Raw genomic sequence first — 19003 nt, forward strand, 5'->3', positions numbered from 1 at the left:
CCCCCTGCCCCCTTCCTACCCAGGAAGGGGGTGAAATTAGATCTGGGGGACACCCCCAGATCCCCGCCAGTCCTTCCGAGGAAGGACTGGCGTATCCTTGTTCAATAGGTTACTTGGAGTGCAGGGGCGAAGCTCTTGCCGGAGTGTTGGGTGTTCCCGCTCCACAAATTATAGTGGGGGTTGAGGGGACTCCCCTGCCCTTCGGACGAAGGGGTTCATCCTCCTGAATCACTTGCCCTCAGTTCATCGGACTAAGCATCAGTATACTCGCTTCCCCTCTTCGTGGAGCGTAGCCGCCAGGTATTCCAGCGCGGCGGTGTAGCCGCGCCAGCCCAGGCCGCTGACCTGCGCCCGCGCGATGGACGCGATGACGGACTTCGTGCGCCATTCCTCCCGCCCGTGGATGTTGGACAGGTGTACCTCCACGATGGGCAGGCGCGTGTCCAGAAGGGCGTCGCGGAGGGAGAGGCCGTAGTGGGTCAGCGCGCCCGGGTTGATGATGATGCCCTGGCTTTCCTGCGCGTGCGCCTGGAGGAAGTCAACGAGAGCGCCCTCGCTGTTGGACTGGTAGGTCAGGACCTCCGCGCCCAGCTCCGTGGCGCGCTGGCGGACCGCCGCCTCGATCTGCGAGAGCGTCTGCGTGCCGTAGTGGGCGGGGTCGCGCCCCCTGCCGAGCATGTTCAGGTTGGGGCCGTTCAGCAGCAGGAACTTCATGTCATTGTCCTTTCGCCCTGGGGTGCGCCTTGAGGTATTTCTTGCGCTGCTCCTCCTGGGAGACGTGCGTGTAAATCTGCGTGGTGCTGGGGCTGGCGTGTCCCAGAAGCTCCTGCACCACGCGCAGGTCCGCGCCGCCGTCCAGCAGGTGCGTCGCAAAGCTGTGGCGCAGGGTGTGCGTGTGCACCCGCGGGTCCAGGCCCGCCAGCGCGGCGTAGTGCTTGACCACGGCCTGCACCCACCGCCGCGTGAGGCGGCCTCCATTCTTGTTCAGGAAGAAGGCGTCCGGCGGCTTGCCTTTCCCCGCCGCGACGGCCACCAGCGTGGGGCGGCCCTGCCGCAGGTACAGCGCCAGAGCCTCCCGCGCCTGTACGCCGAAGACGGCGATGCGCTCCTTGGACCCCTTGCCCAGGACGCGCGCCTCACGCGTGGACAGGTTGATGCTGGACGTGTTCAGCCCCTCCAGTTCGCTGACGCGCAGCCCCGCGCCGTACAGCAGCTCCAGCAGCGCCCGGTCGCGCAGGGCGAAGGCGCGCTGGCGGTCGTCGTCGCCTGTCCGCGCGGAGGTCGGGGCCTCGACGAGCCGCGCCGCGTCGTCGCGGGACACGGCGAAGGGCAGCGAGCGCGGAAGCTTGGGCATGAGCGACCGCGCGGAGCCTGAGCGCCGCGTCCAGAGGGGGTTCGGCGGCGCGGCGCCCTCGCGGACCAGGTAGCGAAAGAAGGCCCGCACTGCGCTCCACTTCCGCGCGATACTGCCGCGGGCGTAGCCCCCTCCGGCACGCTTGGCCTCCGCGGACTGTGGCGCCATGTTCACTAGCCAGGCGATATAGCCGCGCACCGCGTTCCGGTCCACGCCCGCGAGGTCGGCCTCGGTGGGCTGGCGGATGCCCTTGCGCTCGTCCAGGTAGCGGAAGAAGGAGCGCACGTCGTCCCGATAGTTGCGGACGGTGTACGGCGAGGCGTTCTTCTCCGCCGCCATGTACACAAGGAAGCGGCGCATCAGACCTTCCCCAGGACCAGTCACGCCTTCAGCACCTCTCGGGCTACGCGGGCCGCCGTACGACGGATGCACGGCCATCCCCCATAGCCACGCTCCGTTGTTATTGTAGCAGGCCTTCCCATTTGCGACAATCGTGCTATACTATCCGCAAAACGGCATAATCGCACGCGACGCTGCGGAAAGGGGCGTCCCGCTACTTGGGAAGCCTCCGGCGAGCGCATCGCCGCTAATCACCCGACCAAGCCCGGGGGCAGGCATGCGTCCAAACCGACCGCGCGGGATGCTCGTATCCCTCAATCGGTTCTATTACTCAGTTGCGAAAAGGCGCGCCATGAAAAGCCGCTCATGGTGAGCCCGTCGAACCATGAGCGGCTCGCGGTGAGCCTGTCGAAGGGTGAGCGGAATGGGCAGGGCAATCGCGCCTTAATGCGGGCGATCATTCCCGTCCGGCCCGAGTGATTGTGAAGAAATGTTGGAAGAAGCCTGCTGGTTCACCACCGTCATTCCGGCGGAGAGCTTGCTCCGTACCTGATACGGGGCCGGAATCCAGCGTTCCCCGGCGCTTCTCTGGATACCGGCTTCCGCCGGTATGACATGGAATAGGGAGCGCGTTTCCGAAGCAGGACGCGAGTGTCGCCGGTTGCAGGCGAGCTTGCGTCCCTGGGCTCCGGCCCACGGCCTTCGCCGGGGCAGGCTTTTCGCCGGAGCGACGAAGGGACGCTCCCCTTTGTGGTTTGCCGTGTCCCTAAGTGGGAAGGAATTAGACGCGATTGCCCTGGCGGAATGGGGAATCGGTTTACGGATTAGCGCGCGGTTGTGTAGTGTAATCGGCTCCGTTGCGAGCCTCTCATGGGAACGCGTCGTCCGGAGTCTCTGACACCGCAGGTAAGCAGGCTGGGACATGGAAGCGATGGGACCCTCGATTATCCTGAAGAGATGGGCGCGGGCCGTCCGGGCGAGGCCGCGTCTCGTCCTGGCCTTGCAACTGATCTCCATTCTCATCCCGGGCGCGGCGACCGTAGCGGTCCTGGCCGCCCACAGCCTCGGCGCGCGTGCCTTCGCCAGCGAGAACTGGCGTCTGGTGGCCCTATTCCTTGCCATACCCCCCATCGGCCTGAGCGCGCTGTACTTCGGCTGGAAGATGGCGGCCGTCCCCGCCTGGGTGATCGCGAGCCTGTACCTGGCCGACTGGAACCTCCACAAGGATGGCTCATCTTATTTGCTCTACGCCGGCGGCGTGCTGGTTGTGGGGTTTGTCATGAGTTGGGCCATCGCCCGGCAGCGCACGCAGCATCTCAGGGCGCGGCAGGCGCTCCAGGATGCGACGCGGCTTAACAGCCAGTTGCAGGCCCAGCAGCAATCGCTTGACGAACGGGCGCGGCGGCTGGATGCGCTCTATACCATCTCTCACGCCGTCAATACCAGCCCCGATCTGGATGCCGCCATGCGCGCCGGTCTGGAGGCGACCGCGCGTGCTCTGGACATGGACACGGGAGTTATCTACCGGTACGCGCCGGCGACGAAGCGTTTGCTGCTCGTCTATTTCCACAATTTGACGCCCGAGCGCGTAAAGGACATCCGCGAGCTTGACCTGGGGCAGGGCGTCGTAGGGTATGCGGCGATGACGCGGGAGCCAATCGCCATTGAGGACCCGGATACGTACACCGGGCCAGCGAAGCCGCTCGCGCCCACATATCTAAGCACGGGGAAGCCTGGCAAAGCCCGAGTCGCCATTCCGCTCGTCGTGGCCGACGAGATCGTCGGTGTGCTGGGCCTGGGCCACAGCAGCGCCCGGTGTTTCAGCCCGGAAGACATGGCGTTTCTGAAGGCCGTCGGAGACGACGTCTCGACGGCGATTGACCGGGCGGGGCTTATCGAGACCGCCATCCGCGAGACGACGCAGTCGGAGGCGCTGGCCCGGCAGAGCCGTGAAATGAGGGAGCGGGTGCGGACGGCTCTCCGCGACTGCGGCCTGCGTCACGGCGAACTGCTGGAGTCCCGCTTCCCGTACCTTGCGGGCAGCGCTCAGCGCATTCATGGTCTGGCCGACAGGATTGCCCGGCGCATGGGTCTGCCCGACCAGGACCGGGCCGCTCTAGCCCTTGCCGCCGTCAGTAAAGACGTCGGTCTTCTGGCCGTGCCGGACGGCATCCTGATGAAGCCGGGAACCCTGAACGCAGGGGAATGGGCGCACGTGTGGCTCCACGCGCCGGTGAGCGCGCAGTGTTTCCAATGCGTATCCACACTGGGCGAGCACGGTCCCTCGGCGGCGCTTCCCATTGTTCGGCACCACCACGAGCGGTGGGACGGGACCGGGTATCCTGACGGCCTCCGTGACAACGCCATTCCCCTGGGCGCCCGCGTTCTGGCCGTGGCCGATGCCTACGACTCCCTGACCCATGACCGTCCTCACCGGCGGCGCTACTCGCAGCAGGAGGCGCAGGCCATTTTGCACGAAGGCGCGGGAAGCCAGTGGGACCCCACCATCGTCGCCACGCTCGGCGAGATTCTGGCTGATGCCGAGCATGGCGGGGCGGAAGCAGACACGCTACAATAGCGCGCATGGGGCTTGACCTCTCCCGGACCGCGCGCCACATTGATAGCATGGCGGGCCGTCTCCACGACGGGGCCGCCGACCAGGCCGGACGCCTGACGCGCGCCCGCGCTGTTCTGCATGCCCAGGATGCCCTGCTGGACGGGCTGCGGGAAAAGCTCAAGCGCGGCGGGGACAAGGTCAAGTTCCGGGTGGCGGGCCTTTCCGACGGTCTCGCCGCCCGCCACGCCGCGCCGAGCGCCCCGTCCGACTACGTGGCCCTGGGCGCCGACGGCTCGCAAATCGAGGCCGACAGGCATACGCCCGCCGCATGCTTCCTGCTCAACATCGGCACGGTGTCCCTTCGCTATGGCGCGGCCCCCGGCGCCAGCCTGGACAGCGTCCCCCTGCTGCTCGCGGACGCCGCGGACCTGGAGGTGCGCGACCCCTCCAGCAGCCGGAGCGAGCGACTGGAGGGGCCGCTTCTGGGCGTGCGCCGGGCCATCGAGGAGCACAAGGCCCTGCTGGAGCTGGCGCGCCGCGCGCCCCCGGAGCTTCCGGTCGTGGCGCTGCTGGACGGTTCGCTGGTGCTGTGGACGCTGGCGGAACAGGCCTACCCCGAGTTCGTGCGCGAGACGCTGCTGGACAAGGCGCTGCTGCCCGTCCTGGACGAGTTCGCCGCGCTGGCCCGGTCGCGGCCTCTGGCCCTTGCGAGCTACATCAGCTATCCTAGGAGCACGGACGTCGTCAACGCCCTGCGCGTCGCCGAGTGCCCGTACGCGCCGCCCGACTGCGACCGCCACTGCTCCGGGATGGGCGCGTTCCAGCGCAAGTGCGACAAGGTGGGCGGCGTCCTTGACCGTGACCTGTTTAGCGGGCTGCTGGCCCCAGGCGAGCGCTCCGCCCTGTTCGATATCACGTCCAAGATCGTGCAGCGGTACGGGCGGCACGCGGTGCGGTTCTTCTACCTGAACGTGGGGAACGAGATCGCGCGGGTGGAGATGCCCCAGTGGGTGGCGGACTCGCCGCGCCTGCTGGACCTGGCCCACGGCCTGGCGCTCGACCAGTGCCGGCGCGGGCGCGGCTACCCGGTGTCCCTGTCGGAGGCGCACGAGCAGGCCGTGGTCCATGAGCCGGACCGCCAGCAGTTCTGGCATCTGGTGGAAAACGCCCTGGCCCGGCGCGGCATGCGCTCGGACACGTCCGCGAAGAACGTGAGCAAGAGGACGCGATGGCTATGACCAGCGGCGACAGCCCTTCCGCCGCAGCGCGCGCGCACGGCGCGGAAGGGCGGCGCATCGGCGAGGTGGTCCTGGCCGAAAGCGCGCGGTTCACCGTTCACTGCTACGATTTGCACGGAGCGCCGCCTCTGGGCGCGTTCCTGCGCGCCAGCAACGGCCATACGCCGGTGTACGCCGTCGTGGCGGGCGCCTCCACGGTGAGCATTGACGCGGGACGGCGGCCCGTGGCCCTGGGCGCGGAGATGGAGAGCGAGGAGGAGGTGTACCGGAGCCAACCACAACTGGCGCAGCTCTTCCGGACGGAAGCGCAGGCCCTGGCCGTGGGCTTCCACGATCCTTCCACGGAAGGACCGCGGCACTACCTCCCGCCGCGTCCGCCGCGCATTCACGCTTTCGTGTACCTCTGTCCGCCGGAGGAGGTGCGGGCGTTCACCCAGTCGCTGGACTTCCTGGCGCTGCTGGCGAACGCGCCCATTCCCTCAGCGGACGACGTGCTGGCCGCGTGCGTCCGGGAGGCCGCCGCCGCCCACGACGACCGGCAGGCGTTCCTGCTGCGGGCGGGCCGGGAGACGGCGCGGCTGCTGGGCGCGGACGCGCAGCGGCTCATGGCTGTCCTGAAGCGCATACGGCCGTAGGAGCTATTCCAAAAATCGGCTTCATGGTTCGACCCTTCGGCTCTGCTCAGGGCAGGCAGGCTCACCATGAACGGGAAAACCACCGCTCACCCTGAGCTTGTCGAAGGGCGAACAGGCATTTTGAAATGACTTCTAGTGTGGTGTCTCCGAAATTCATTGCCAACGTCATTGCGAGCCCCGATGAAATCGGGGCGTGGCAATCTGGTTGCGGGGTACACCCCTCCTCCAGATTGCTTCGTCCTCCTTCCGCGGAAGGACTCCTCGCAATGACAATTCCTAAGCGTATTTCAAGGACAGGACGCCAGGTTCTGTTGACAATCTGCATTTCCCCGCTCATGGTGAGCTTGTCGAATCCATGAGCGGGATAACAATATCCCCCGCTCGCCCTGAGCTTGTCGAAGGGCGAGCGAACAAGGTCAACAGAACCTAGCGCGGGAAGGAAAACGAGAGATGAACATCGGCGTGATAGGAACGGGCAGAATCGGCTCGCGCATGGCGGCGAACCTGCTGAAGGCCGGCCACAAGGTGTTTGTGCACGACGTCAGGAGAGAGGCGACGGACGCGCTCGTCAAGGCGGGCGCCGCGTGGGCGGACACGCCCGCCCGCGTCGCCGCGGCCAGCGACATGACCATTGCGTCGCTGCCCGGCCCTGCTGAAGTCGAGCAGGTCGCGCTGGGACAGGACGGCGTACTCGCCGGAGCGCGGAAGGGCCATATCTACATTGATACGACAAGCAGCTATCCCAGCCTGATACAGCGCATAGCGGCGGAGGCGGATAAGAAGGGCGTGCAGGTGATTGATGCGCCTCTGACGGGCGGCACATCGGGCGCCGAAGCGGGGACGCTCATCTTCATCGCGGGCGGGTCGAAGGAGGCGCTGGAGAGGGCGCAGCCGATTCTGAGTGTGCTCGGCAGGAAGGTCTTTCACATGGGGCCGAGCGGCTCCGGCAACGCCGCGAAGCTGGTCAACAACATGCTCGGCCAGATAGAGGTCTATGCCTTCGCGGAGGCCCTGGCCTTGTCGGCGAAGTTTGGCCTGGACCTCAAGCAGGTTGTGGAACTGCTCAGCAGCGGGCAGACCGGCAGCGGCATCCTCACCCAGTTCTACATGAGCAAGGGGCTGAAGGGAGACTTCGAGCCGGGCTTTACCGTGGACCTGGCGTTCAAGGACCAGACACTCATTGCACAACTTGGCAGGGAGCTTGGCGTGCCGCTCTATTTCAACGCGCTTGTCCTTCAGAGGATTGCCGATACGCGCGCCCGGGGCTTGGGGTCGAAAGACCACACGGCGGCTATCATTCCGCTGGAGGAACTGCTCAAGGTCAAGATCAGGGTCGAGTAGACGCGAGGCCCACGCGCCGTCGGACGGTCCGACGGACATCGCTCGCCACGAAAGTTGCTCTGTATGCTACAATCCGAATCGTTCTGCCTATGAATAAGTATGAATAAGCAAGACGTGAACAAGGACGGCGCGCAGGCCCAGCGGCTCGGCGCGGTCGTCGGCGGATCGCTCGGCGAGGGGCTGGACGTCCACCTGGACGCCGACGTCTCAGTGGAGGACGTCAAGGTTGGCCGCTTCGTTACCATCCAGGGCCAGAAGCAGCGCTTCTTCGGCGTGGTGACGGACGTGGCCCTGGCCTCCGCCGACCAGCGGCTGTCCGCCATCCCGCCGGACGCCAGCGACCCCTTCATCGCGCAGGTGCTGGCGGGCACGGGCGCGTACGGCCTTATCACTGTCACGCCCATGCTCACCCTCGGCGGCGGCATCGCGGGCATCGAGGGGCCGCAGCCGGTCAAGACGGTGCCGTCGCACTTCTCGGAGGCGCGCACCGCCACGGACGCGGACGTGGAGCTGGTCTTCGGGCGCGAGGACGAGCACCATTTCGTGGTGGGCACGCCGCTGGACATGGAGACCAGGGTCTGCCTGGACCTGCACGAGTTTGTGAAGCGGAGCAACGGGGTCTTCGGCAAGAGCGGCACGGGCAAGAGCTTCCTCACGCGGTTGCTGCTGATTGGCATCATTCAGAAGCAGGCGGCGGTCAACCTCGTCTTCGACATGCACAACGACTATGGGTGGGAGGCGCCCCGCGAGGGCGGCCCGCCCGTCAAGGGCCTGAAGCAGTTCGCCCCGGGCAGGGTGGCCGTGCTGACCCTCGACCCCGAGAACGCGCGCCGACGCCGCGTGTCCACGGACGGCGATGTCCAGATTGGCTTTGAGGATGTGCAGCCGGAAGACATCGCCATGCTGCGCGAGACGCTCAACCTCACGCCGCTGGCGGCCCAGTCCGTGTACCGGCTGGTGAAGCGCTTCGGCTCGAAGAAGTGGTTGGGGGAGTTTCTAGCGCTGGACGCGGAGGGCGTGAACGCGCTGGCCGCCGAACTCGGCGAGCACGAAGGGACGCTCCACAACCTGAGGCGGGGCCTCGACCGGCTAGGCCGCATGGGCTTCCTGGCGCCGCGCGCTCCGGTGGACTCGGTGCAGACCATCCTGTCCAACCTCCAGCAGGGGAAACACGTCGTGCTGGAGTTCGGGCGGTACGGCGAAGACCTTGCCGCCTACGTCCTCGTCGCCAACATGCTGACCCGGCGCATCCGCGAGCGCTACGTGCATCTGATGGAGCAGGCCCAGGGCGATAGGGGCCAGATGCCCCGGCCCGTCGTCATCACCATTGAGGAAGCGCACAAGTTCCTGAGTCCCGAGGTGGCTGGCATGACCGCCTTCGGGACCATTGCACGGGAAATGCGCAAGTACAACGTCACCCTGCTGGTGGTGGACCAGCGTCCCAGCGGCATTGACGAGGAGGTCATGTCGCAGATCGGCACCAAGATCACCTGTCTGCTGGACAACGAGCGGGACATTGACGCGGTGCTGACGGGCGTCTCCGGCAGCCGGGAGCTGCGCGGCGTCCTGGCCAAGCTGGAAACGAAGCAGCAGGCGCTCATCTTCGGGCACGCGGTGCCCATGCCCGTGGTCATCAAGACACGGGAGTACGGCACCGCCAAGTCCTACGCGGAGCTGAAGTTCGCGGACGCCTCTCAGTTGAAGCGCGCCGCCGAGGATGACATAGACCTGTTTCCCAAGCAGTAGCAAGCGGTGCGCTGGCAAGAGGGATTCGCGGCGCGCCGCCAAGCAAGAATACTGACGACGCATAAGGAGGCATGTATGCAAGCTCTGGTCATCGGCGGGAGCGGCCCGACGGGCCCGTTCATCATCAACGGGCTGCTGGCCCGGGGCTATCAGGTCACGGTGCTGCACCGCGGCTTTCACGAAGTGGAGTACGACAAGCCGGTAGAGCACATTCACACGGACCCCTACTTCCCGGAGCCGGTGAAGCAGGCGCTGGGCGACCGTCGCTTTGACGTCGCCATCGTCACCTACGGGCGGACCCGCCACATCGCGGACATCCTCGCGGGCAGGGTCAAGCACCTGCTGACGGCCAGCGGCTCGCCCGCCTACCTGGGGTGGCTGGACCAGAGCCAGGCGCCCAACGGGCGGCTGGTCGGCCCTCTGCGCGAGGACGATCCCGTTGTCCGCGACCCCAGCGTCAACAAGTTGTGCTCGCTGGTCGTCGCGACGGAAGACAGCATCCTTGAGCATGGCAAGAAGGGCGACTTCCAGACGACCATCTTCCGCTATCCGAACATCTACGGGCCGCGCATGCTCAACCCCCGCGAGTGGTGCGTCGTCCGCCGCGTCCGCGACGGGCGCAAGTTCATGATCCTGCCCTTCGGCGGCATGACCTTCCACGAGCGGACCTACGCGGAGAACGCCGCCTACGCCTTCATGCTGGCCGTGGAAAAGCCCTTGGCCGCGAACGGGCAGATTTACAACCTGGCCGAGGAGCGCAAGTACAGCCTGCGCCAGGTGGTGGAGGTCGTGCTGGAGGTCATGGGGGCCAAGATGGAGTTCCTGGACCTGCCCTGGGACTGGGCGGAGGCGGGAAAGCCGTTCATCCGGCACTGGCACCACAAATTGCTGGACAGCACCAAGCTCCGTCAGCAGCTTGGCTACACGGAGTTCGTTCCCACCGCGGAGGCGATGCGCAGGACGGTGGAGTGGTACGTGAAGAACCCGTTGAAGCCGGGCTGCGAGGAGGAGAAGACCCTGCAGGACGCCTTCGACTACGCGGCGGAGGACAGGGTGTATGCGATTTGCAAAGAGACGTCCGCCAGACTGGCGGAAGCGTACCAGTCCAAGTTCGCCTGGCGCCACACGTACGAGCACCCGAAGGAGGTGGGCGAGAAGCGCTACGAGCAGGGATCGGCTCCAGGCAAGGGAAAGCAGCCGTCGTAACATCCCCGCGGTGCAAGAGGCGTCCACGCTGAATCTCAACCTGTGAGGTCCGTCATGGCGACCCGCGCCCGCGTCCTGGACGTCCAGGACGACCTTGAGGTCATCAACGAGTACGCCTATGAGCAGGGCTGGACGGACGGCCTGCCGATTGTTCCGCCCACCCCTGCGCGCGTGAACGCGATGATGCGCGCCGTGGACCGCCGTCCGGATGACGTGGTGGCCCACCTGCCGCCGCTACGGGCCGCCGCGACGGTGGAGAAGATAGCCATCAGCGCCGTCATGGCGTGGTGCAAGCCGGAGTACTTCCCCGTCGTGCTCGCCGCGGTGGAGGCCGCCGCGGACCCGCGTCTGTGCATTATGGCCATGAACACGACAACGAACCCCACCGTGCCGTTCGTGCTCGTGAACGGGCCTGTGCGCAACGACATAGACCTGAACTGCTCGTGGAGCGTGCTGGGGCCGCGCAAGCGCGCCAACGCGACGATTGGCCGCGCTCTCAGCCTCATCATGATCAATTTGGCGGGTCGTTTGCCGGAGCAGACGTGCAAGGCGACGTGGAAGATGCCGGGCGCGTTCACCATGTGCGCGGGTGAATACGAGGAGGAAAGCCCCTGGGAGCCTTTCCATACAGACCGGGGCTTCAAGAAGGACGAGAGCACGGTCACGCTCATGTCGCCCGTCTCCGCCGTGAACATCGTGGACAATGAGAGCCAGACGCCGGACGAGCTGCTCGCCAACATCAACGCGGGCATGTTGGGCGCGGGCAGCAACAACGTCTTTCCTTTCTACGGCATCGGGAACATGGGGCTGATGCTCTGCCCCAACCATGCACAGCTTCTGGCCCGGCAGTACACTCGGCGACAGCTCCAGGAGCACTTCCTGACTCACCTCAGGCTGCCTGCGTCGTACCTCAGCCCCCGGCGCGTGGCGATGATGAAGTCGGCGGACCTGGGGCAGATTGAGGACGGCTATGTGCGGTACGCCGCCCGCGCCGACCAGTTCCTGATCTTCGTGGCGGGCGGACTCGGCGGGCTGCATTCCGGATTCTTCCCCACGCTGGGCGACTCCAAGGCGGTGACGTACCCCATCCGCCTGCCCGACAGATAGACCGAATCGCGGGACGAGGTTGCGCATGGACCTTCAGTCACAGCGCGTGGAGACGGCGGGCGCCGACGATGCGATAGAGCTGTTCTTCGATAAGGGGTGGACGGACGGCCTGCCGGTCGTGCCGCCCACGGCGGAGCGGGTGGAGCGCATGATCGCCGCCGGTGGCCGTGGGGCGGATGAGCTTGTCGGCCTCATTCCGCCCAAGGGAAGCGCCGGTACGGTCGAAAAGCTGGCCGTGAACGCCGTGATGGCGGGCTGCAAGCCGGAGTACTTCCCCGTCGTCCTTGCCGCAGTGGATGCGATGCTCGCCCCCGAGTTCAACTGGAACGGCGTCGCCACCACGGCGCACATCGCGTCGCCGCTCGTCATCGTGCACGGCCCTGTGCGCAAGCGCATTGGCGTGAACTGTGGCTGGGGGGTCTTCGGCAACGGGTGGCGCGCGAACGGGACCATAGGGCGCGCGGTCGCCCTCATCATGTGGAACCTGGGGGGCGCCATCCCCGGCGAGACCTGTCGCAAGACCATGGGTCACCCGGGCAAGTGGAGCTACTGCATCGGCGAGAACGAGGAGGTCAGCCCGTGGCCGCCGTTCCACGCGGAGCGGGGATTCAAGCCGGAGCAGAGCGCGGTGACGGTCTTCGGGTGCGAGGCGCCGCACGGCGTGCGCTCGGTGGGCGACGCGAAGGCCGTGATGTACAGCATTGCCAGCGCGTACTCGACCATTGCGAACAACAACATAGCGTACATGGGCCAGGCGCTGGTGGTCGTCGGCTCCCTCTGTGCCGAGGTGTTCAGGAACGAGAATTGGTCCAGGCAAGCGGTGCAGGAGTTCATCTGGCAGCACGCGCGCCTGCCCGTGGGCGTGGTGGACGGAAGCGGCACGTACTCCGAGGGGCTGGAGCACCACTTCTGGCCGCAGTGGGTGGACAGGAAGAATCCCCGCGATCTCGCGCCCATCACGAAAAGGCCGGAGGACATCCACGTGCTGGTGGCCGGCGGCTATGGCCGCTCGTGCGCCATCTGCCCTGGCTGGGGTGAATTCGGCGGTTTCGCGGTCACGCGGGAGGTCCGGCTGGCTTCCCGCTAAACCGGCCAGCCGCCAACCGCGCAGCGCCGAGAAACGAAGGAGCGCCCCTCCGAGGGGCGCTCCTTCGTTCTGCCGGGACCTGGCGTTAGCGGCTTATCCAGACCTTGTCCATCTTCAGATTGTCGTAGAGACCGTTGCCCGGCTCGTAGTCCCGCACTTCCTTCCACCAGGCGCGGTAGTACAGGTCCCAGTAGGACACAATGTAACCGCCGAGTTCAATGATGCGCAACTGCATGTTGCGGACGATCTCCTTGCGCTTCGCTATGTCCAGCGTCCGTGTCTGCTGATCGTACATCGCGTCAATCTGCTTGTCGCTGAACGAGCCGAAGTTCCGAGAGCCGTCCGTCACGTAGAGCGCCGCGAAGGTCGGGTCGGGGTCGTCCATCGGCTCCGCGAGACCCCACCAGGCTGAATCGAAGGTCTTGTTGTTCAGACGATCGAAGGCCGGCCCTTGCTCCTGCAGGTCTAGCTGTACGTCAATGCCGACCTCCGCAAGCTGCTGCTTGATAACGGGCCCCAGGCGGCCTGAGCCGCCGATGCGGTTGAGCATCACCGTCTTGGCGCCTTTGCCGTAGCCCGCGTCCGCGAGCAGTTTCTTGGCGGCCGCAATGTCCTGGGTCTTGTCCGGCCGATAGCCGGGCAATTTGATCAGGTCATCTGGCGTAAGTCCCCAGACACCCTGAGGGTTTAGCGCCGCTCCTATCACGCCACCACCGCCGCCGGCCTTGAGCATGTTCTGGCGGTCCAGCGCCAGTTGAACGGCCTGTCGGACGCGCACGTCCTTCCAGGGGTCGCGGGTCATGTTCATGAAGAAGACCGTGCGGGCGAGCGCCGGGTGTTCGGCGAGAGTGACGGTGCTGGCCATCTCCGTCCGGACGGTGTCCGCCTGGGTGGGCGACAGCGCGCGTGATGCGATGGTTGTTATGCGCACGCGGCCCGCGCGGAACGCCGCGAAGCGTGTGTTGTCGTCGCGGATGATGAAGAAGGTCAGGCCATCCATGTAAGGCAGGCCCTTGTCCCAGTAATTCGGGTTCTTCTTCATCTGAATGCTGACGTCACGGTCGTGCCTGGCCCACGTGAAGGGCCCCGTGCCGTTCACCACGCGCTTCATGTCACCGTTGTTTGCCAGAAGGGTGTGCTTGGGCATCATGAGGATGTTGTCCGTGGCCATGCCGCGCAGGAACGAGGCGCTGGAGAACTTGAGGGTCACGCGGACCGTGGAGGCATCTACCGCCTCGGCCTTGCTCATCGCGGCAAGGAGCGCCTCTCCCCGCGGGCTGATGGTCTTGAACTCCTGAGGGCGCGCCATGCGGGACAGGCTATAGACGACGTCTTCCGAGGTGAACGGCTTGCCATCGTGCCAGGTCACGCCCTTGCGCAGGCGGAAGGTATAGACCGTGCCGTCCCCGTTGACCTCCCAGCTCTCAGCAAGCTCCGGCACCACCTCACCGTGGTTCTTGTAGTGGTACTTGACCAGGCCGTCGTACACGTTGCGGAGCGGGGCGAGCGAGCTGACCGATGTCTGCTCAGCTATGTCGTAGTTGGGCGGGTCCTCAAAGTGAGCTACGTTGAGGATGCCGCCGCTGGTGGGCTGCGCGCCGCCCGCGGCAGGCACGGGCGCGGGCGCGGAGGTCGGTGGGCGGGGCGTCGGCGAAGCGGCGGTCGCCGGCGCGGACGGTGCGGTGGGCACAGCGGTGGGCCGCGGTGCGGCAGTCGCCGCGGGCGCAGCGGGCGTGGGCGCGGACGGCGCGGGCGCAGCGGCTGGCGCGCACGCTCCGGCGAGGAACGCCAGGGCCAGGACGGCTCCTGATAGACGGTGCAAACTAGATAGTCTCACAAACCCTCCTCTTGATACGGCCCTGTTCAGGGCCGTCCCCCCAAAAACACTTGGGGTAGGATAATATGCCGCAGATTCAAAGTCAAGCCCTGGCCGCCTTGCGCACGGAGGAGAGCGGAGCGGACTTCGTGCATCAGGCAGGCGGCAAGTCGACACAGGCTATCCAGAGGCCTTGACAGTCCATGTGTCCGCGCATACGATACGCTTTGGCCTCGCAGGATTGGGTTGCGCGCCGCGGCCTGCTCCTTCGCCTCGCCACGACGCAGCGCCGCCACTGTTATCGGGTGCGGACTTGCGGAGCGGTGTACGCATGCGATAAAGGCAACTCCAGGAGGACTGGACTCGCGGATTGGACAAAGCTCTGGACGGTGTCAGGGCGCCTGGGTGGCGCCCGGTGGTGGCAGGCCCCCTTTTCCCCTCGGTCGGACCGAGTGACAAGGAGCACATATGGCGAAGATACGATTGCTCCAGCCGGTGGCGCCCGAGCCGCAGGCTGCCTCGAAAGTCAGCCCGCGCCTGACCGATGGCGTGCGCGGCAAGCGGCTGGGCTTCCGCGTTTACTGGCCTCGCTTTGCTCTGTTTATGGAGAAGGCCGAGCAGGTGTTGCGCGAGCGCTATGGCATCGGCTCGGTGAACCGGATCGAGGGGCTGGTGACGCAGAACATCACCGTCTATGGAAAACAGAAAGAGGAGTGGGCGGCCTGGCAGCAGAGCAGCGACGCCGCCATTCTGGGCCTGGCTGCCTGAGGGTCGTGCACATCCTGGCTTGTCCAGGACGTGATTGACACCGAAAAGAAGGGTATTCCCACCGTCATGGTGGTGACCGAGGAGTTCGTGGAGCTGGCGAAGGCGGCGGCGCGCGCCCGCGGCTATCCCGACCTCCCCATGGTGGTGCTGCCACACCCGTTCGAGACGAAGTCCGCCGAAGAGGTCGAGAGGATAGCGGTGGAGAAGGCGGACGAGCTGGTGCGGAAGCTGACGGCCCCGCTGTCGCCCGTGCGGGCCTAGGCGCGACGCCGCTCTTTTTCCGCTGGGAGTTGATGACGGAGCAGCAGGACTGACACATGTCTTCACTACAATTGCGCTCGCCGATCGTGGAGGCCGAGGACGACCTGGATGGCGTCTTCGCCGAGTATTATCGAAAAGGCTGGACGGACGGCCTGCCCATCGTCCCGCCCACGGAGGCGCGCGTGCGCCGGATGATAGAGGCGTCTGGACGCTCGCCGGACGAGGTGGTCGGGGTGTTCCCGCCGCGCCAGGCGCAGGGAACGGTGGAGCAGATAGCGGTCAACGCCGTCATGGCCGGGTGCCTGCCGGAGTACCTCCCCGTGGTGCTCGCCATCGCCGACGCGATGACCGACCCGGGCTTTGATCTCTTTTCGCTCAACACGACCACCAATGCGGTCGCCATCCTGACCGTGGTCAACGGCCCCGTCCGCCAGCAGCTTGACATCAACTGCAGCTACGGCCTCCTTGGGCCGGGCTGGCGCGCCAACGCGACCATCGGGCGGGCGGTGCGGCTGGTGCAGACGAACATCGCGGGTGCGCTGCCGGGGCCGGTCAGCAAGTCCACGCATGGACAGCCCGGACGCTACGCCATGTGCTTCGGCGAGTTCGAGGAGAAGAACCCCTGGGAGCCGCTGCACGTGGAGCAGGGGTTCAAGCGCGAGGAGAGCGCCGTCTCCCTGTTCACCGCGCAGGGCACGGTCCCCATCACCGAGTCGCGCACCCGGACGGCGAAGGCGCTCATCCACTTCATCGCGCACTGCATGGACATCGTGGGCACGAACAACATGCTGTCGGGGCATCCCGGCGATTCGCTGCTCATCCTGTGCCCCGACCATGCGGCGATCATCGCGCGGGACGGCTACTCGAAGAAGGCGCTCCAGGAGGCGCTCTTCGCGAAGACCAACCGGATATCGCTGAGCCGCTGGCCGGAGGACAAACACGAGGAACTTCTGAAGAACCGGAAAGCCACAGGGCGGTTCGTGTCCCTGCACGACGGCCCCGCCAACTTCCGCATCGTTGTCGCCGGGGGGCTTGGCGGCATCCATTCGACCTGGGTCCCCACCTACGGCCATTCGGTCGCCATCACCAGGCGAATCAAGGCTGGAAGCTAGTGTAGTGTCCCTGAAATACGTTCCCTATTTCACGTCATACCGGCGAAAGCCGGTATCCAGAGAAGCGCAGGGGAATGCTGGATTCCGGATCAAGTCCGGAATGACGGACACTGTAAAGCTGTTGCTGAGACACTACACTAGCAGCGGAGCACAGCGCGGAGATATTGCGCGAGATGGGCTACTCGCAGGCGGACATTCAGAAGTTGAGCGACGAAGGGGCCGTGGGGCTGTCCGACAGCTCTCCGTGCCTTCCTCGGTAGCAGATTGAAAGGAGACACGAATGGCTTACCAGTACATCCTCTACGGGGTCGAGAACCGGATAGCGACCATCACGTTGAACCGTCCGGAGAAGATGAACGCGGTGCATGACGCCATGCGCGCGGAGATCAGCGCCGCATACGCGGACGCGGCCAAGGACGATGCAGTCAAGGTGGTCATCCTGAAAGGCGCCGGGACGTGCTTTTCGGCGGGCCACGACCTGCAGGCGGTGGGCCGGCCCTACGGGTTCAACGACGGGCGCACGGAGGAGGAGCGCAGCCGGCGCCCCAGCCAGCGCGTCCGCCTGCGCCGCGACCGCTGGATAGCGGAAATCTGGCGGGACATCCTCGTCCACCCCAAGATCACCATTGCGCAGATACACGGCCACTGCCTGGGCGGCTCAAGCCTTATGCAGCTCTGCTGCGACGTCGCGGTCGCCGCTGAGGACGCTACCCTGGGCCACCCGGAGTACCGGCTGGTCGGCCCCAAGGTAAGCCTGCTCCAGATGCTCATCATGGGAATGCGCCGCGCCAATTTTGTGTGCTACACGGGCCGCAAGTTCACGGGCAGGGAGGCGGAGCGCCTCGGCCTCGTCAGCCTGGCAGTCCCCGCCGACAAGCTGGAGGAGGAAGTGCGGACCATGGCCCAGTCCTTCGCCCAGTTCCCCGCGGACGGCATTGCCATCGGCAAGGCCATCACGCACCAGGCGCTGGAGGCGCTGGGGGTCACCAAGGCGTTCAGCCAGTGGTACATGGGCCACACGCTGGGGACCAACATCCAGTTTGAGCAGGAAGACCACAACTTCTTCCGCGAGCGCCGGGAGAAGGGCACCAAGACCGCCTTCCACGAGCGCGACGCGCGGTTTGACAAGCTTGGCAAGGCGAAACGCTAGCTAACTTTGCGCTCCCACAGGTACGAGCGGCGTTCAGAGGAGGGTGTCCCCGAGCAGCGGACACCCTCCCGGCTTTCTGGCACGGGCGCGGCGGCCTCGCCAAACTGGCGCGGCGGCAGGTGACGTGCTACGATTACCGTGTCGCCGCCACGGATATTCCGCACGTGGCAATCGGCGGATACGCCCTTCGGGAGCGAGGTAACCATTCGTGTTTATCTTCGACACCATGCTGGGGCGCGACTACGAGCAACTGGTCGTGTGCACTGACAAGGCCTCGGGCCTACGCGCCTTCATTTGCATTCACGACACCACCCTTGGGCCGGCGTTGGGCGGAGTCCGCATCTGGCCCCACAAGACGGAGGAGGACGCGCTGACCGATGTGCTGCGGCTTGCGCGCGCCATGACGTACAAGGCGGCGGCGGCGGGACTCTCGCTGGGCGGCGGCAAGGCGCTCATCATGGCCGACCCGCGCCGCGACAAGAGCGAGGCGCTGCTGCGGGCGTACGGCCGGTTCGTCGAAGCGGTGGGCGGCCGCTACATCACCACCGAGGACATGGGTAGCACCACGGACGACATGGAGATTATCGCCACGCAGACGCGCCACGTGATCGGCCTGCCCGTGGCGCAGGGCGGCAGCGGCGACCCGTCGTCCATGACAGCCTACGGCGTTTTTCGCGCCATGCAGGCGTGCGCGAAGGACGTCTGGGGCAATCCCTCCCTCCAGGGACGCACGGTGGCCGTGCAGGGCTTCGGCAAGGTAGCCTCCAATCTGGCGGCGCATCTGAAAAGGGACGGAGCGCGGCTTATCGTGACCGACATCAACGAGCAGGCGGCGGACAGGGCGCGCCGCGAGTTCGACGCGCGGCTGGTCGCGCCTGACGACGTCTTCGATGCCGCGTGCGACATCTTCGCCCCTTGCGCTCTGGGCGGCGCTTTGAACGACACCACCATCCCGCGCCTGCGCTGCAAGGTGGTCTGCGGCGGCGCCAACAACCAGTTGGCGGAGGACCGACACGGTGAGGGGCTGATGAAGCGGGGCATCCTGTACGCGCCTGACTTCATCGTCAACGCGGGCGGCGTCATCAACCTCAGCGTGGAGCTGATGCCGCTGGGCTACAACGAGGAGATGGCGCGGGAGCGCACGTCGCGCATCTATGGGACGCTGGAGAAAGTCATCGCCGTCAGCAAGGCGGAGGGCATCCCCACCAGCCGCGCCGCCGAACGCCTGGCGGAAGAGCGCGTCGGCGGGGCGCGTGCGGTCAAGCGCATCTGGCTGCCTCACTAAC

16 protein-coding genes and 1 pseudogene are annotated in these 19003 nt (G+C 66.2%); 14 read left to right on the forward strand and 3 right to left on the reverse strand.

The genetic code is table 11. The features are described 5' to 3' along the window. Positions 1-258: 258 nt before the first annotated feature. Positions 259-714, reverse strand: coding sequence for a type II 3-dehydroquinate dehydratase (gene aroQ, locus Q7T26_04030; protein MDO8531327.1), 456 nt, complete (start codon positions 712-714; stop codon positions 259-261). Between the two features lies 1 nt (position 715). Further along, positions 716-1714 (reverse strand): tyrosine recombinase XerC, encoded by a 999-nt coding sequence (locus Q7T26_04035; protein MDO8531328.1) that lies wholly within the window; start codon positions 1712-1714, stop codon positions 716-718. 901 nt (positions 1715-2615) lie between these two features. Here Q7T26_04035 and Q7T26_04040 point away from each other — a divergent pair. The 9 genes and pseudogenes from Q7T26_04040 to Q7T26_04080 all read left to right on the forward strand — a co-directional run bounded on the left by Q7T26_04040 (position 2616) and on the right by Q7T26_04080 (position 12610). After that, a complete protein-coding gene (locus Q7T26_04040) occupies positions 2616-4271 on the forward strand; it encodes a GAF domain-containing protein (GenBank protein ID MDO8531329.1) in 1656 nt (551 codons plus the stop codon). A gap of 5 nt (positions 4272-4276) precedes the next feature. Next, positions 4277-5488, forward strand: a complete 1212-nt coding sequence (locus tag Q7T26_04045; protein ID MDO8531330.1) for a DNA double-strand break repair nuclease NurA — start codon at positions 4277-4279, stop codon at positions 5486-5488. Further along, positions 5479-6123 (forward strand): hypothetical protein, encoded by a 645-nt coding sequence (locus Q7T26_04050; GenBank protein ID MDO8531331.1) that lies wholly within the window; start codon positions 5479-5481, stop codon positions 6121-6123. The genes Q7T26_04045 and Q7T26_04050 overlap by 10 nt, the downstream gene beginning before the upstream one ends. A gap of 432 nt (positions 6124-6555) precedes the next feature. Further along, positions 6556-7044, forward strand: a pseudogene (locus tag Q7T26_04055) (NAD(P)-binding domain-containing protein). A gap of 6 nt (positions 7045-7050) precedes the next feature. Next, positions 7051-7464 (forward strand): NAD-binding protein, encoded by a 414-nt coding sequence (locus tag Q7T26_04060; GenBank protein MDO8531332.1) that lies wholly within the window; start codon positions 7051-7053, stop codon positions 7462-7464. 99 nt (positions 7465-7563) lie between these two features. After that, positions 7564-9210 carry an ATP-binding protein gene (locus tag Q7T26_04065; GenBank protein MDO8531333.1) on the forward strand — a complete coding sequence of 549 codons (1647 nt, stop codon included), beginning with the start codon at positions 7564-7566 and terminating at the stop codon, positions 9208-9210. 75 nt (positions 9211-9285) lie between these two features. Next, positions 9286-10416, forward strand: a complete 1131-nt coding sequence (locus Q7T26_04070) for an epimerase (GenBank protein ID MDO8531334.1) — start codon at positions 9286-9288, stop codon at positions 10414-10416. Positions 10417-10470: 54 nt separating this feature from the next. Then, the gene (locus Q7T26_04075; GenBank protein MDO8531335.1) at positions 10471-11523 is read left to right on the forward strand and encodes a hypothetical protein; all 1053 of its coding nucleotides are present in this window, start codon (positions 10471-10473) and stop codon (positions 11521-11523) included. Positions 11524-11548: 25 nt separating this feature from the next. Further along, complete coding sequence (locus tag Q7T26_04080; protein ID MDO8531336.1) at positions 11549-12610, forward strand: hypothetical protein; 1062 nt, start codon at positions 11549-11551, stop codon at positions 12608-12610. A gap of 85 nt (positions 12611-12695) precedes the next feature. On the opposite strand, the gene Q7T26_04085 is transcribed toward Q7T26_04080, so the two are convergent. Beyond that, on the reverse strand, positions 12696-14432 hold the full coding sequence (locus Q7T26_04085; protein MDO8531337.1) for an ABC transporter substrate-binding protein: 1737 nt from the start codon (positions 14430-14432) through the stop codon (positions 12696-12698). 462 nt (positions 14433-14894) lie between these two features. Here Q7T26_04085 and Q7T26_04090 point away from each other — a divergent pair, with 462 nt between their 5' ends. From Q7T26_04090 to Q7T26_04110, 5 genes are all read left to right on the forward strand, one after another. Further along, complete coding sequence (locus Q7T26_04090) at positions 14895-15194, forward strand: hypothetical protein (protein ID MDO8531338.1); 300 nt, start codon at positions 14895-14897, stop codon at positions 15192-15194. Positions 15195-15224: 30 nt separating this feature from the next. Continuing rightward, complete coding sequence (locus Q7T26_04095) at positions 15225-15455, forward strand: hypothetical protein (GenBank protein MDO8531339.1); 231 nt, start codon at positions 15225-15227, stop codon at positions 15453-15455. A 56-nt stretch (positions 15456-15511) separates the two neighbouring features. Continuing rightward, positions 15512-16567: a hypothetical protein gene (locus Q7T26_04100; protein MDO8531340.1), complete on the forward strand. Its 1056-nt coding sequence runs from the start codon at positions 15512-15514 to the stop codon at positions 16565-16567. Between the two features lie 280 nt (positions 16568-16847). Continuing rightward, the gene (locus Q7T26_04105; GenBank protein MDO8531341.1) at positions 16848-17717 is read left to right on the forward strand and encodes an enoyl-CoA hydratase/isomerase family protein; all 870 of its coding nucleotides are present in this window, start codon (positions 16848-16850) and stop codon (positions 17715-17717) included. A gap of 208 nt (positions 17718-17925) precedes the next feature. Next, positions 17926-19002 carry a Glu/Leu/Phe/Val dehydrogenase gene (locus tag Q7T26_04110; GenBank protein ID MDO8531342.1) on the forward strand — a complete coding sequence of 359 codons (1077 nt, stop codon included), beginning with the start codon at positions 17926-17928 and terminating at the stop codon, positions 19000-19002. The last annotated feature ends 1 nt before the right edge of the window (position 19003 follow it).

The organism is Dehalococcoidia bacterium (assembly GCA_030648205.1).
In the GTDB taxonomy this organism is placed as follows: Bacteria; Chloroflexota; Dehalococcoidia; order JAUSIH01; family JAUSIH01; genus JAUSIH01.